This window comes from Veillonella ratti (assembly GCF_003992115.1).
Lineage (GTDB): Bacteria > Bacillota > Negativicutes > Veillonellales > Veillonellaceae > Veillonella_A > Veillonella_A ratti.
The window spans coordinates 47,483-63,662 of record NZ_RQUX01000011.1 but is presented as its reverse complement, the minus strand read 5'-3'; the positions used below and the strand labels follow the sequence as shown (position 1 = coordinate 63,662).

Genomic DNA, 16,180 nt, shown 5'->3' with positions numbered 1-16,180 from the left:
AGTTTATCGAGACCATTCTTTAATCAATGTTTGTAATTCCTGGCAAATACGCAATTCCTCAATGAATTTGGGATTACCTGCCCGGTTCAGTTGATCTGCTAACACACTATGTTGTTTATACTGTTCTCGTAATGACTTCAAGCGCACTGCTCGTATATAGCCATCCACTTGTGCTTCCTTATACTCGCCTTCACCAAGCACCATTAAGCGACCATAAGCGGTCTTTTCATCGTCAGTAAGCATTTCTTCCAGCGCCACTGTCGAAAGCGCACCGGTCTTACTTAGAAGTTCTCCGGCTTTGTTAAACAAAGCACGGTACAAAGGATTGGTTATATCCTCCAACGGTAAATATTGATGGATCCGTTCCCAAGCCGCCGGCCAAACTACGGCCGCGGCCAGTAATCGGTCTTCTTCGGTCGTCACATTTTTCGGCACAACCTCACTAGCCGTATCGGTTGGTAATTCTACCCCACCTTTGGCCAAGTATTGGCGAAACATGCGAAAAATCTGACTATTATCCAGCCACAATGGCAATGCCAGTGCTTTCAGATAATTTTCGCGCTCTATCTGACTGCTTGTAGCACCTATGAGGGGAAACACTTCTTCTAAAATAGCCTGTTTGCCGGCCATCGTATTACTGTCGTGCCGAATCATGGCACTGTTCAAGTAAAAATCAAATGGCCGCACGGCCTCATCTACGAGTTTTAAGAATGCTTCCGGCCCATGGTTGCGCACATAATCATCCGGATCTTTGCCGTCCGGCATAGCTACCACGCGCACTTTAAATTCCGTATCTTGTAAAAGCTCAATAGCCCTGCGCGCTGCTTGTTGCCCGGCTCCGTCCATATCATAGGCCAGTACGACTTCATCAGCTTGACGCACTAATAAGCGCCCGTGATCTTTGGTATAAGCCGTTCCTAAAGAGGCCACTACATTGGTAACCCCTCGATTATGAGCACTTATAACATCCATATACCCTTCTACTAAAATGACCTGTTTTTTCTCCCGAATAGTTCGGTATGCTTTGTCAAAAGCAAAGAGCATATGGCCTTTATTGAATAATTCATATTCCGGTGAGTTTAAATATTTAGGCTTGCTGTCATCCAGCACACGGCCACCGAACGCAACGACACGCCCTTTCCCGTCCATAATGGGAAACATTACACGATTACGAAAATAATCATACGTTTTACCATTACTTTTCCGACAAAGACCGGTTTCAATTAATATGCGTTCATCTATGCCTCGCTCTCTGAATGAGCGATATAGTTTGTCCCAATTGTCGGGCGCAAAGCCAAGCTGGAATTTTTCGATAGTGTCTTTAGAAAGACCTCTTTTCTCCAAATAGGTAAGGCCTGCTTTCCCCATCTCAGTCTGCGTCAGGCAATTATGAAAAAATGTAGCCGCCAAGGCATTCACCTTGTACAAATTTTCCCTGTGTGCCTGCCGATGTAATTCTTCTTTGGTTAAATCGCGCTGAGGTAACGCAATGCCCGCACGATTCGCCAACCTTTCCAAGGCTTCGGGGAATGACAGTCCATCATATTTCATTAAAAAGCCAATCGCATTGCCTGATTCGTGACATCCGAAACAATAAAAAAAGCCCTTTTCTGGGTTTACACTGAATGAAGGCGTTTTCTCATTATGAAAGGGACAACAGCCCCAGTAATTCCTCCCCTTCTTCTTCAATGTCATATGCTCAGAAATCACTGACACAATGTCATTTGCATCTTTTATCTGTTCAATCAGTTCAGCATCGAAGTGTCTACTCATTTCCTCACATCCCTTAATAAACTTCACTGTATATATATTTCTACAAAAGATAATGTTTTTCCTTCTATGTCAAGAAGATTTTTTTTAATATATTCATTTTTTATCTGCAAAATCTTTATGCAATTTGTGCAATTGCTTTTAGGGGATGAAATAAGCCATTATAATTTATTTTGTTCACAAGGACTATTATTATACTTCTTTTCTCAATTAAAAACAAGACGAAAAAAAGACTATAATTGTCCACTCCCTCATGACGTCCGCCAAAGGGAGTGGTAATTATAGTCTTTTGGTTATTAATCTTTTATAAAGAGTCCGTTTCCATTCTCTTTAATTATTTAGCGTAATCAACAACGCGGGTTTCACGAATGATAACGACTTTAATCTGACCCGGATATTCCAATTCAGACTCAATACGTTTAACCATTTCGCGTACCAATAAGGTTGCTTCCGCTTCGTCAATCTTTTCAGGTTTAACCATAACGCGAATTTCGCGACCCGCTTGAATTGCGAAACATTTTTCAACACCATCAAAGGACTCGGCAATTTCCTCTAACTTAGTCAAACGTTTCAAGTAGTTTTCAAGGGTTTCACGACGTGCGCCCGGACGAGCCGCCGAAATAGCGTCAGCAGCTGCCACCAATACGGCTTCAACCGATTTGAATTCTTCATCCCCATGATGAGCACCGATACAGTTCTGCACCAATACGCTTTCATGGTATTTCTTAGCTACATCCACACCAATCTGTACGTGGGAGCCTTCCATATCGTGATCAAGCGCTTTCCCTAAGTCATGAAGTAAACCACCGCGTTTAGCAAGGGTTACGTCACAACCTAATTCGGCTGCCATCATGCCGGCCAAATGAGCCACTTCAACGGAGTGTTTCAATACATTTTGACCGTAGCTGGTACGATATTTTAAGCGACCTAAAATACGGATAATTTCAGGATGTAAGCCATGTACATCGGCTTCAAAAGTTGCCTGTTCCCCCGCATCTTTAATAACTTGGTCAACCTCTTTACGAGCTTTACCGACCATTTCTTCGATGCGAGCCGGATGAATACGTCCATCAACAATCAATTTCTCAAGGGCAATACGCGCTACCTCACGGCGAATCGGGTCAAAGCCGGAGAGAATAACTGCTTCAGGGGTATCATCAATGATAAGATCTATACCTGTTAAGGTTTCTAGGGCACGAATGTTTCGGCCTTCACGACCGATAATTCGCCCTTTCATTTCATCATTTGGAAGAGCTACTACCGATACGGTAGACTCTGCAACATGATCCGCAGCACAACGTTGAATTGCGGATGCAATAATTTCTCGGGCGTTCTTTTCAGCCTCTTCCTTGGCTTGTTGCTCTAAATCTTTAACAAGAACTGCCGTTTCGTGACGAATTTCTTGTTCTACATTGGAAAGTAAAATTCCTTTCGCTTCCTCAAATGTCATGCCGGAAATACGTTCTAATTCCGCCATTTGTTGGTCGTACAGAGCTTCTGTACGTTCTTTTAAAGTTTTTGTTTCTTGTTCTTTACGATGCAACGCATCTTCTTTTTTCTCTAAGGATTCCAATTTACCGTCGAGATGTTCTTCTTTCTGAAGAATACGTCGTTCTAAACGTTGTAATTCATTGCGTCGATCTCGGTTTTCTTTATCCGCTTCACTGCGAAGTTTATGAATTTCTTCCTTAGCTTCTACTAAGGCTTCTTTTTTCTTAGACTCAGCCAATCGCTCAGCATCAGCTACAATACGAGCCGCTTCAGTTTCAGCACGGTTAAGCTTCCCTTCAGCGATGTTCTTACGCATCATATAGCCTACACCAAGACCGATAAGCACCATTACAACGGCAATAATACTATACTCTAAAATAATGTTCACCTCCTCATATAAAAGTAAGAAGCGCTTTCGTCTTCTCCTAAATTGCCGTCTGTTTCATACATATTTGAAATTTGCCCACTACTGTGAGACTACTATAATTGTAGTCTGTCATCAATCCCCTGTCAAGGTAAACTCTATATAGACTACTCATAGCGAGCAACCCGGTCACAGATATTCCGGATTGTTCCGGCACTAAAACCTCGGTTTTTCAAATAGTTAAAAACTTTTTTGTATTCAACGCGGGCTTCTAAAGGCCAAGTGTTATCAAACCACTCGGCCTCTGTTGCCGCATCAACACCGATAAAATGACGAACTACCAATTTAAGGGCCGGCTCAGTTTCATCATACCGGGAAAGTTCATTCCCAATTGCCAAACCTCGTTGATAAAGCTTGTTGCGAATAAACTGAACACTGTATTTAGCTTCACTTATGTATAATTGTAATGCATCATGAGCCAAACGTTCGTCGTTGATGTAATCAAGGTCTTCCAGACGCTCCAATACTTGATGTATTAAATCGGCCGGCACGCCTTTACGCTGAAGTTTTTGCGTTAGCTCCAAGCGGCTCAGGAAGCGAGGCGCCAAAAAGCGCATCGCCTGGTCCATAGCCGTTGTAAGCGTATATTCTTTGGTCAAAGCCATCGAGTTATTCTTCCGTTGTTTCTTCGCCGACTACATCAAAGGTTTCCGGTTCCGCCATCAAAGTATCGCGAATGATAGTATCGATTTCATGGGCAATTTCCGGATTACTACGTAAATATTCTTTAGCCGCTTCCTTACCTTGGCCCATACGTTCATCATTGTAAGAATACCAAGCACCGGATTTTTTAATAATTTCCATATTGGTACCGATATCAATTAAAGTACCTTCATAGGAAACGCCACTGCCATACATCAAATCAAATTCAGCAGTTTTAAATGGCGGTGCCACTTTATTCTTCACAACTTTTACTTTAGTTCGGTTACCTACGTTTTCATTATTCTGTTTAATAACTTCCCCTTTACGCACATCGAGGCGAATGGTGGAATAGAATTTTAAGGCACGGCCACCGGTCGTTGTTTCCGGATTACCGAACATAACGCCAACTTTTTCACGCAACTGGTTGATAAAAATTACAACCGTACGGGATTTGCTGATAATACCTGTTAATTTGCGAAGTGCTTTACTCATTAAACGAGCCTGCAAACCTACGTGAGCATCACCCATTTCGCCTTCGATTTCGGCTTTCGGTACCAACGCTGCTACGGAGTCGACAACGATGATATCGACAGCACCACTGCGAACGAGGGACTCTGTAATTTCAAGAGCCTGTTCACCATTATCCGGCTGAGATACTAATAAGTTATTAATATCGACACCCAAATGACGGGCGTATACCGGATCGAGCGCATGTTCCGCATCAATAAAGGCCGCAATGCCGCCACCCTTTTGCGCTTCCGCAATGGCATGCAAAGCTACGGTTGTTTTACCGGAGGATTCAGGGCCGTAAATTTCGATAACACGGCCGCGAGGGAAACCACCTACACCAACAGCAAGGTCAATAGCCAAACAGCCGGTGGAAATAACTTCAATATTCATGCGGTCCGTAATATCGCCAAGGCGCATAATAGCACCTTTACCATAATCTTTCTCGATTTTCTTCAACGCATTGTCTAAGGCTTGTTCTCTACCTTCCATGATATAATCCTTTCTTTGTCATATCATACATGACTTAATAAATATAAATATATTAATCTTTAAAATTGATAAGCATACTTCTGCAACAAGCCTTCCGCTCACAACGTAAACGTAAAACTTCTAAAAGTATAAGCAACACCTTATTGTTTACCGGTTATAGCCTGATACAAGAGATATAAGGCTCGTTCCGCCGTGCTCTGACGAATACTTTCACGGTCGCCGATAAAATCATTGCGATAGGCTACCGTACCATTAGGCCCGGAAACCCCGATATATACAAGGCCTACCGGTTTTGTTGCCGTTCCGCCGCCCGGTCCGGCAATACCGGTCGTAGATACGCCATACGTTGTCCCCAACAGTTTACGCGTACCTTCCGCCATGGACTTGGCCACTTCTTCACTGACAGCGCCATAAGTATCCAATTCTTCTTGCGGCACGCCGAGTACTTTGTGTTTTACTTCATTGGCGTAGGAAATGACTCCGCCCTGTACATATGCACTGCTGCCCGGCATTTCAGTGAGCTTTTTCCCCACCAAGCCACCTGTACAGGATTCGGCGGTAGCCACCGTAGCATCTGCCTCCAATAAGGCATCCGTTACCAGTTCCAACATGGATTTTTCTAAACGACGCCCTAAGGAATCGCCGAGGCGTTCCCGCAAGATAGCATCCCATGGGGCCAATAAAGCTTCCGCCTCTTCCGGCGTCATAGCTTTCGCCGTAATCCGTAATTCGATATAGCCGTTTTTAATTAAAAAAGCAATCGTCGGATTCTGCTGTGCTTTCACTAAATCCATGAGAGCTGATTCCAATTCCAGTTCGCGCATACCGTACACCGCATAGCGGTGAGATTGAACAACACCTTGACCACCAAAATGTTCCATCAAATAAGGGCGCACCGATTCATCAAACACGGCTTTCATTTCCGCCGGCGGTCCCGGCAAAAGTATATACGTCGTGCCTTCAGCTTGAACGGCTACGCCGGGCGCTACGCCGCAACTATTCATGAGTGCTTGGCTGCCAACGGGCAACATCATTTCCCGACGGCTCGGATCCGGCATTTCCCGCCCTTTATTGGCGAAAAAGGCTTTTACCATCCGTTCTGCATCAGCATTGAGTTCCAATTCAAGACCAATGGCTTTTGCCAAAGACGGACGGGTAATATCGCCCTGAGTCGGCCCCAAACCACCGGTACAAACCACTAAATCGGCACGGCTGCCGGCCAATTTAAAGCAGTCTTCCATTCGCGTCGGATTATCGCCAATTGTGCTTTGAAAGGCTACGGTATAACCGAGCTTATTAAGCTCACGCGCCAGCCACGCCACATTGGTATTAATGGTATCGCCTAATAACAATTCTGAACCTGTTGAAATCAATTCTACTATCATCATTTGCCTCAATTCTCCCATTCGGGATTACGGATACCGATTTCTTTTTAATTCAAATTCTGTCAGTTCGCCTGAAAATGCGTTACTTACTTAGAATTACTTAGTGCGTACTTCAGCTACCACGTCATAAGCAAAGCCCTGTGCCACTGTAACCGGCACGATTTGACCTACTTCAAGGCCTGCCACATCTTCAATGTACATATTGCCGTCTACATCAGGCGCCTGCGTTTCCAAGCGGCCTTTAGCCAATAAATGACCATGTTCGTCTTCGCTGATTTCTTCAATAATTGCTTCATGCTCCGTGCCTTCTAAGTCACGGTTATTTTCCTCTGAAATTGCTGCCTGAATGGCCATCAAGGCATGATAACGCTCTTCTTTGACCTCTTCCGGAACTTGGTCATTCATAGCGCCTGCCGGTGTACCGTCTTCCTGAGAATAAGTAAATACGCCCATATTATCGAAGCGAACGTCTTTGACAAATTCGCAAAGTTCTTCAAACTGTTCGTCCGTTTCACCGGGGAAGCCTACAATAAGGGATGTACGAAGCGTTACATGACTCGCCTTGCTGCGAACTTTTTGTAATAAATTCACAATATCCGCTTTGCGGTCTTTACGATTCATGCGACGCAAAATATCGTCATTAATATGTTGCAACGGCAAGTCGATATAATTACAAATCTTAGGTTCCGCTACAATAAGATCCAAAAGCTCATCGGTGAAATATTTAGGATATAAGTACAATAAACGGTACCACTCTATACCTTCCACTTTTACAAGGGCCTTTAAGAGTTCCGCCAACATCGGTTTACCATTGTTAAGATCGGACCCGTAACTTGTTGTATCCTGAGCAATGAGGTTAATTTCTTTAACGCCCATAGCGGCTAAACGCTCCACTTCTTCTACGATGGATTCAATTGTACGGCTGCGGTAAGCACCACGTACCTTTGGAATAATACAGAAAGTACAACCATTGTCGCAACCTTCGGCAATTTTTACATAGGCACTGTAAGTCGGGGTAGTCTGCATACGCGGCATGCGTTCATTATAGATATTAGTAATCGAGTCCATAATGCAAATACGTTTGCCATCATCAATCGCTTCGATAGCTTCCATAATACGGTTCCATGAACCGGTACCGATGAGGGCGTCGATTTCAGGAATTTCCGCAAATAGCTCTTCCTGATACTGCTGACTCAAACAACCGGCCACAATTAAGCCGCGACAAGCGCCAAATTGCTTATATTCACTCATTTCTAAAATCGTATTAATCGATTCTTGTTTAGCTTTTTCAATAAACGTACAGGTATTAACGATGATAATTTCTGCTTCATCCAAGGTTTCCGTGATTTCATAGCCGTTATCCTTGAGGGCCCCCAGCATAATCTCGGTATCCACCAGGTTTTTGGCACAGCCTAAACTCACATAGCCTAATTTCTTACTCATTGTATATCCTTTCTAAAGCGCACTTGGCTAATCCATTTATCCAACAATACTTTTTTGCCGTCTTCCGTGTAACCACCCTTGGTATCCCAAAGAACCAATTCACGGCCTAAAGAATCCACCGGATTTGGCAATTCCGGATTGGTGTACACATAATAAAATCCATTGTCTTGCAAAAATTGCGACACTTGTTTTGACAATAACCATTTAATAACTTGGGTCGCCTCTTCTTCATGGGTTGTGCCTTTTAACATACCCACACCGGTCAAGTAATACGGTGTACCGTCAGCGGGGAAAATAATTTTCACCGGATATTTGTGATTCACATATTGCTGACCGTCGGAATAGTTACCGATACCCAAATCAGTTTCACCCAAGGCGGCCAAGCGAATCGGCGTCGACAAAAATTTCGCGTATTGCACCACATGCGGTTTTAATTCCACAAAATAATGCAAGCCCTGTTCTTCCCCGTTCATTTCGACAAAGCTGTATAAAATATTCGCCGCACTGCGCGAGGCTACAAAGTCCGTCATAATGACGCGCCAATCGCCGGGAAGAATTAATGATTGCCAGGCCGTTACATAGCGGCCTATGCGATTATAAAAGGCATCGCTCTGGGCAAATACTACCGGGTCATACCAAATGCCCACCCAGAGGGCATCGTTATTTTTAAAACGGTCGGACACTTCGTCTACCCCTTCGGTAAGGACCGGTTTTAATTGATTATATTTAACACCGATGTCTAAATTATCTCGGGTCGTGATGACCAAATCGCCCTTTTGATCGGATGCGGGCAAGGTCATACGCGTTGCCATTTGTTCTTCCGTAATCGGCAACATGGTGAGGCGTACATGGTACTGCATTTCATACTGTTGCGCCAACAAAGTGGTCAAGTTGGAAGGCAGGTCCGTATAAATCGTTAACTCCGCTTTAACCGGAATGGCCGTACGCTCTTTTTCTTCATTTTTTTCAAAATATGTTCCCGCTGCAAACATGCCGAGAACAAAGGCTATTAATAATGCGATAGGCCAAAATCGTTTCATGCTCATGCCCGCCTCCATTATGACACACTAAGGTCGTCTATTGCCAGCCAAACCACCTCGTTTTGACTGTTTACTTATACTGATTTTGCCACGGTCGTTCGACTTTGGCCCCTGACTTCTGCCGGACCCGGACCGACCACCTTGAGTCCGTCGATTTGACGGTTGATTACCGGCCTGCTTTCTATGCTGATTACCGGCCTTATTACGTCCGATTGGACGAGGCGGAATTAAGCACAAAGGTCCGAAACCGATTAAATCGGTACGCCCGGCCTTTACCAAGGCTTCGCGTACTAAATCATAGTTATCGGGATTCTTATATTGCATAAGTGCCCGTTGCATCGCTTTGTCGCGCCCTTTTTTGGCCACATAGACCTCTTCGCCGGTGAGCGGATTAATCCCCGTATAATACATGGCTGTGGACAAACTGCCCGGCGTAGGAATAAAGTCCTGTACCTGTTCCGGCGTCATCTTCTGATCCCGTAAAAACTCCGCCAGTTCAACGGCGTCAGCCAAGGTACAGCCGGGATGAGAACTCATAAAGTAAGGAACTAAGAATTGTTTCTTACCTAATTGGCGATTAGCCGCTTCAAACCAATCTTTAAATTTAAGGAAAACGGTTTTGTCCGCTTTCCCCATGATTTCCGTAACCGCTTCCGACACATGTTCCGGTGCCACTTTCAGCTGGCCGCTTACATGATGCTCGCATAATTCTTTCACAAATTCGCGGTTATTATCTTCCAATACATAGTCATAGCGCAAACCGGAGCGCACAAAGACTTTCTTAACGCCTTTGAGCTTCCGCAATTTACGCAATATTGCTAAATAATCATCATGACTGGTGTCGAGATTTTCACAGGCATGAGGGGCCGCACAGTTCTTACCGGGGCACGCACCTTTAGTTCCCTGCTTCTGACAGGCCGTGTGGCGGAAATTCGCCGTCGGACCACCTACGTCATGAATATAGCCCTTAAAATCAGGCATGGCTATCATTCGTTCTGCTTCAGCGATGAGTGATTCATGACTACGGTTCTGGATAATGCGCCCCTGATGGCTCGTAATGGCACAGAAGGAGCAGCTGCCGAAACAGCCGCGATGACTTACCAGACTAAACTGTACTTCCCTAAGTGCCGGTACACCGCCCTTCGCATCATAACGAGGATGCCAGCGCCGCGTGAACGGCAAGCTGTAAACTTCGTCCATTTCAGCCTGGGTCAACGGCAAAGCGGGACTGTTTTGAATCACATAACGGTCCCCGTGAAGCTGGGCCACGGTTTTGCCGATAAACGGATCTTGTTCATAGTATTGAATGCGAAAAGCTTCGGCAAATTGCTTCTTATCTTCTTTCACTATTTCATAAAACGGACATTCCTTAATTTTTCCTTCCGGCAAGGTCTTTGACATGTAGCAAATACCTTTAATAGTTGGTAATTGTTCGGTCAGACGATTTTCATCCAAGGCTTTCGCCAACTCTAAAATCTGCTTTTCACCCATACCGTAGATGAGCACGTCCGCCTTACTATCCACCAATAAGGACCGGCGCACGGTATCAGACCAATAGTCATAATGGGCAAAACGGCGCAAACTCGCTTCAATCCCACCGATGATTACGGGCACATCACGGAATGCTTCACGCATGCGGTTCGCATATACCAGCGTCGCCCGATCCGGCCGATGACCGCTTTCACCGCCCGGTGAATAATCATCATTGTGACGGAATTTTTTAGCAGCCGTAAATTTATTAAGCATAGAATCAAGATTACCGGCTGTTACCAACGAAGCCAATCGAGGTTTGCCCAGCACTTTGAAGGCATTTACATCTTGCCAGTCGGGCTGTGCAATGAGCCCCACCCGATAACCGTGGTGCTCCAACAGTCGGCCAATCACACTACCGGCAAAAGAGGGGTGATCCACATAGGCATCACCGGTAATCAACACGAAATCGAGTTCAGCCCAACCGCGTGCTTCCATCTCCGCCCGTTCCGTAATTAAAAAGTCGCTCACTACACATATCTCCTTAATTTATACTGTATTTACACAAAAAATAACCAGCCTAAAAATACAACTATACAAATGACAATAACAGATACTGCTAATCGCTCCTGAGCCAACGTCTTCTGACGACGTTGCTGCCGTGACGTATAGCTCAAGCGCTTGGAATGAGGTACTACAATGTCCACTTCCCGTTCAACATCTTCATGATGAACAAGTTTACGCGGTTTAACTCGCCGCAAAGGTACACCCAAGGGCTCACCGATTAAACTTTTATAACGATCAATCATGCGATGCCGTTCAAGGCCCATTAAATCCGCATAATTGCCGATAAAGCCTTTTACATACACATCACCGGGGATAATCTTATAATTGTCCTCTTCAATCGCTTCCAAATACGCGGAGCGGATGTGTAAGGCCTGTTCAATATCTTTAATAGTCAGACCTCGCCGTGTACGTTCTCGACGTAATTCTTCGCCTATTGTTGACAAGTTCGGCCTCCTTTAAATTCTAACATCATTTTAACTTTCTAATTCTTCCAATGCTTCTAGCTTTTTAACTCATAAATCCTATGAGAAATAACGCGTTTTCACTTCTTCCGGTGTCATTAAAATATCGCGCGGTTTACTGCCGTTAGCAGGCCCGATGATTTTCATTTCTTCCATCGTATCCACTAAGCGGGCCGCCCTGGAATAACCGATTCGGAAGCGACGTTGCAACATGGACGTAGAAGCCTGACCTTCACTCATAACGCGCTCAATCGCCCGTTCTAAGAGTTCATCCCGCTCTTCCGCCGGTGCTGCCGCTTCTTCCGAAGTGCTTTGTTCCGCTTCTTCCGTTATGGATTCGTCATAATCAGGTCGACCCTGTTGTTTAACAAAGGCCACCAATTCTTCCACTTCTTCATCGGAAATGAAGGCCCCTTGAATACGAATCGGCTTGCTGGCGCCGATTGGATTAAAGAGCATATCCCCTTTACCGAGGAGTTTTTCAGCCCCTGCCATATCCAGAATAGTACGAGAGTCAATCTGCGTTGCCACGGCAAAGGAAATACGACTCGGTACATTGGCTTTAATGGTACCGGTAATAACGTTAACCGATGGACGTTGCGTTGCCAATACCATATGGATACCGGCGGCACGCGCTTTAGCGGCCAAACGGTTAATGGATTCTTCCACATCCGGCGCTACCAACATAAGGTCTGCCAATTCGTCGATAATAATCAAAATAAGCGGCATAGCCGATTCCGGATATTGTTCATTATAACCGCTGATATTACGCACCCCGGACGTAGCCATGGTGAGATAACGGGCTTCCATTTCACGAACAGCCCAGCGTAATACGGCAGCCGCTTTTTTCATATCCGTCACAACCGGCACTTTTAAATGTGGAATCCCGTTATAAACGGATAATTCTACCATCTTCGGATCCACTAAAATCAACTGTACTTCGCTCGGTTTTCGGCTGAATAAAATACTGGAAATCAGCGTATTTACACAGACGGATTTACCGGAACCGGTAGAACCGGCCACCAGTAAATGCGGCATCTTCGCAAGATCGGTAATAACCGCTTCGCCGGCAATATCTTTGCCGAGGCCTACCGGAATACCGCCCCGTGCTTTTTGGAATTTCTCAGATTCCAATACGTCACGCAAATGAACGGCCGAGGTGTTTTTATTCGGTACTTCGATACCCACTGCCGATTTCCCCGGAATTGGCGCTTCAATACGAATATCAATAGCCGCCAATGCCATCTTAAGGTCATCGGTAAGGTTCAAAATCTTGCTTACTTTAGTGCCCGGCGCCGGTTCCAATTCATAGCGGGTTACCGTCGGTCCCTGTGTAGCATTTACTACATGGGCTATTACGCCGAAGCTTTTTAATGTTTCTTCCAATACCGTTACATTATGAGTAACTTCTTGACTGGTCACCTGATTAGGCTGGCCTTTGGCAAGCATCGCCAATGGCGGGAAATGATACGGCAATTCAATGCGACGCGGTTTCGGTTTACCATCAACAGTAACGGCCACCGCCGCCGTATCTTCTTCCGTGCCTTTTAACGTCGGTACCGGTTGCATATTAGAGGTAGCCAAGGTGTCGGCAGCTACCGGAATTACATCCGTCTCAGCTTCTGTATTGTTAATTGTACTTGCATCAGCCGCTACGCCCACCGTTTCAGCTGAATCAGTTGCTACCATCCCGGAAGCTTCATCACCGCCAGTTTCAACACCAACGGTAGCCGAATTAGCTTCCATAGGCATAGCCGTATCGGTGGCAACCGCCGTACTTGTAGCCCCACTCGTTATTGTCGTAGTCGGCGTTGTGCCGGCGCCACGACCGCGTAAAAACGGCGGCACTTCCAATTCATCGTCTTCCTCATTTGAAGCAGGCTCATTATAATTAGTAGCTACGTTAGTATCGCTTGCCTCAGAGGCAACAGTGGCATAGAATTCAGCCGCTTCGGCTTGGGCCGCATCAATACGTTCAGCCTGAGCTTTAGTAAGATCTACTTGTTCTTCCATTACCACATGATTGGTATGCGCCTCAGCCTCCGCTGCCGCCCGCTGTTCTTCGGCCGCTATACGGGCCGCTTCTTCCTGCGCTTTAGCCTTAGCTTCAGCCGATACTTGTGCTGCATTGGTCAGTACTTCTACAGCCGCACTCGGTGAAAAACGCGTATCTTTTTCTTGATTATAAATGCGGCGTTTTTCAGCTTGTTCTTCTTTCCAATCCGCATAGCGTTCTTTCGCATGCTGCACGGTTTCTTCCGTAAGCACGCGTGCTTTTTCCAAACCTACATCGGTTTTAGCCTTTGCCTTATGAAGACCGGTCCGCAAAGAAATCTGATAAATCAATAGGATTAAACCTAATTCCACAACGATAGTCACCAGGATGGCCCCCACATTGCCAAGCAAACCGCGTAGCAGGCTGGCTATCATACCGCCTAAAACGCCGCCTTGAGCAGCAACTTTAGTGGTCATTAATTCTTCCCCATTGCCGGCCATAAGAAGAGTTACAAGCGTAATGGCAAACAAGTATACCAAACTCAACAAAAGCCCCCGACGGGTGATTGAAAAGCCTTTGTCGGCATACAAAATACGCCAGCCCACATAACCTACATAGAGGCAAGGGATCAAACCGCCAATACCGAAACCGTATTTAAAAATACCGGCGATTATATCAACTACCGTACCGGATGTAATGTTAAATATCCCCAGCAAGGCTACCACTGCAAAGAGCATGGTAAAAAGGCCTCGCACTTCTTTACGAATTTTAGGGGCCTTATCGCTTTTATTCGTTTTAACAGTCCGCGAGGAAGTGGTCGTCTTGCGCTTTGTTGTCGTTTTACGCGGCGCCGCCTTCGCTCGCTCCTTCTTTTGTTCCGCCATAATCTATCTACACACCTCTATACATATCAATCCGATTAAACTATAAACTCGTTAGCATTTTATTATACCACAGATTGACTACTTTTTAGAAGTTTTACCGCTTGTACGTTCGTTCCAAAGAGTCAGTAATTCTTTTTCTTTGCCGCGCTCAATGCCTTCATAATAAGTGCGTCCCACCAACGGGGTCGGCAAGTATTGTTGCTTCACATACCCGTTCGGGTAATTGTGGGCATATTTATAGCTCACGCCATGGCCTAATTTAGCTGCGCCGCTGTAATGAGCGTCCCGCAAATGCTCCGGCACTTCTCCATGTTCGTAATGACGTACATCTTGAATAGCCGCATCAACAGCCATATACGCACTATTGCTCTTAGGCGCTAAGGCTACATATAAAACAGCTTCGGACAAAATGATACGGGCTTCCGGAAAGCCCACTAAGTGCGCCGCCTGAGCCGCTGCATTCGCTATTACGAGGGCCTGCGGATCGGCGAGCCCCACATCTTCAGCCGCACAAATTACAATACGCCGGGCAATGAAATTAGGATCTTCCCCCGCTTCAATCATGCGCGCCAAATAATATACCGCTGCCTGCGGGTCGGAACCGCGCATACTTTTAATAAAAGCAGAAATCGTATCATAGTGGTTATCGCCCTTTTTATCATAACTGTAAATGCGGCGCCCCACTACGCGCTCTAAAATTTCCAAGGTCAATTCACCGCCGTTTTCAACCATGGCGGCAGCCTGTTCTAAAATATTAAGGGCCATACGAGCATCACCGTTTACAAACATGCCCACTTCACGCAGCACCGATTCTTCTGCTTTAAGTTGTTGCTTACCAAGCCCCTTATCTTCATCGGTAAGTGCCCGTTGCAATACTTTTACAATCGCATCCGGCGTCAATGTTTCCAAGGTAATCAAACGCAAACGCGATAAAAGTGGTCGGTTTACTTCAAAAAACGGATTTTCCGTAGTAGCGCCGATTAATATAATAGTCCCGTCTTCCACACATGGTAAAAGCACATCCTGCTGACTTTTGTTAAAACGATGAATTTCATCGAGGAATAAAATCGTACGCTGTTGCAAATTCTGAATCGTTTTGCGCGCTTTTTCAATAATAGCCCGCAGTTCACCAATGCCCGCATTGGTAGCGTTTAAAACCACAAATTGACTATGGGTCATAGCGGCTATAATACCGGCCAAGGTAGTCTTACCGGTGCCGGATGGCCCGTAAAACAACAACGACGGAATTGTATCGCGTTCTATCATAGCCCGTAAAAAGCTGCCCTTCCCCACTGCTTTTTCCTGTCCGTAAAAGTGATCCAATGAGGTAGGACGCAGTCTCACGGCCAACGGTTCAAACCGTTTCGGTTCATATTCAGCAAATAAACTGTCCATAAATTTCTCTCCTAAAATATATGCTAAAGGCTTAGCTTGTATAACTGCCTATTCAAATTTACCGTTAAAAGCTTCCGTTCAAAGTATAAAGACAATATGTAACGTCTTACTTTGCACTTATATTTATTATACCCTATATCCTCTTTTTATTTGGGATTATCTCGCCTTAATTTGAGGATTATTTGACCTTAAATTTATAATTGTCGGCCGCAA

At 45.3% G+C, this 16,180-nt stretch carries 11 protein-coding genes; all 11 read right to left on the bottom strand.

Annotated elements, in window-relative coordinates:
* Positions 1–3: 3 nt before the first annotated feature.
* Complete coding sequence (gene dnaG, locus EO124_RS06185) at positions 4–1,773, bottom strand: DNA primase (RefSeq protein WP_127058787.1); 1,770 nt, start codon at positions 1,771–1,773, stop codon at positions 4–6.
* 331 nt (positions 1,774–2,104) lie between these two features.
* Positions 2,105–3,649, bottom strand: a complete 1,545-nt coding sequence (gene rny / locus EO124_RS06180; protein WP_277600405.1) for a ribonuclease Y — start codon at positions 3,647–3,649, stop codon at positions 2,105–2,107.
* A gap of 143 nt (positions 3,650–3,792) precedes the next feature.
* The gene (locus EO124_RS06175; protein WP_127058786.1) at positions 3,793–4,290 is read right to left on the bottom strand and encodes a regulatory protein RecX; all 498 of its coding nucleotides are present in this window, start codon (positions 4,288–4,290) and stop codon (positions 3,793–3,795) included.
* 4 nt (positions 4,291–4,294) lie between these two features.
* Entirely contained in the window at positions 4,295–5,326 is a 1,032-nt protein-coding gene (recA, locus tag EO124_RS06170; protein ID WP_021841654.1) for a recombinase RecA, read from the bottom strand.
* Between the two features lie 140 nt (positions 5,327–5,466).
* A complete protein-coding gene (locus tag EO124_RS06165) occupies positions 5,467–6,711 on the bottom strand; it encodes a competence/damage-inducible protein A (RefSeq protein WP_127058799.1) in 1,245 nt (414 codons plus the stop codon).
* Positions 6,712–6,807: 96 nt separating this feature from the next.
* On the bottom strand, positions 6,808–8,154 hold the full coding sequence (gene rimO / locus EO124_RS06160; protein WP_021841656.1) for a 30S ribosomal protein S12 methylthiotransferase RimO: 1,347 nt from the start codon (positions 8,152–8,154) through the stop codon (positions 6,808–6,810).
* Positions 8,151–9,194 carry an extracellular solute-binding protein gene (locus EO124_RS06155; protein WP_164726565.1) on the bottom strand — a complete coding sequence of 348 codons (1,044 nt, stop codon included), beginning with the start codon at positions 9,192–9,194 and terminating at the stop codon, positions 8,151–8,153. The genes rimO and EO124_RS06155 overlap by 4 nt, the downstream gene beginning before the upstream one ends.
* Before the next feature lie 27 nt (positions 9,195–9,221).
* Positions 9,222–11,195 (bottom strand): YgiQ family radical SAM protein, encoded by a 1,974-nt coding sequence (locus EO124_RS06150; protein WP_127058784.1) that lies wholly within the window; start codon positions 11,193–11,195, stop codon positions 9,222–9,224.
* 29 nt (positions 11,196–11,224) lie between these two features.
* The gene (locus tag EO124_RS06145; protein ID WP_021841659.1) at positions 11,225–11,674 is read right to left on the bottom strand and encodes a helix-turn-helix domain-containing protein; all 450 of its coding nucleotides are present in this window, start codon (positions 11,672–11,674) and stop codon (positions 11,225–11,227) included.
* A 78-nt stretch (positions 11,675–11,752) separates the two neighbouring features.
* Positions 11,753–14,572 (bottom strand): FtsK/SpoIIIE family DNA translocase, encoded by a 2,820-nt coding sequence (locus tag EO124_RS06140; RefSeq protein ID WP_127058783.1) that lies wholly within the window; start codon positions 14,570–14,572, stop codon positions 11,753–11,755.
* A 78-nt stretch (positions 14,573–14,650) separates the two neighbouring features.
* Entirely contained in the window at positions 14,651–15,967 is a 1,317-nt protein-coding gene (locus EO124_RS06135) for a replication-associated recombination protein A (RefSeq protein ID WP_127058782.1), read from the bottom strand.
* Positions 15,968–16,180 lie beyond the last annotated feature (213 nt).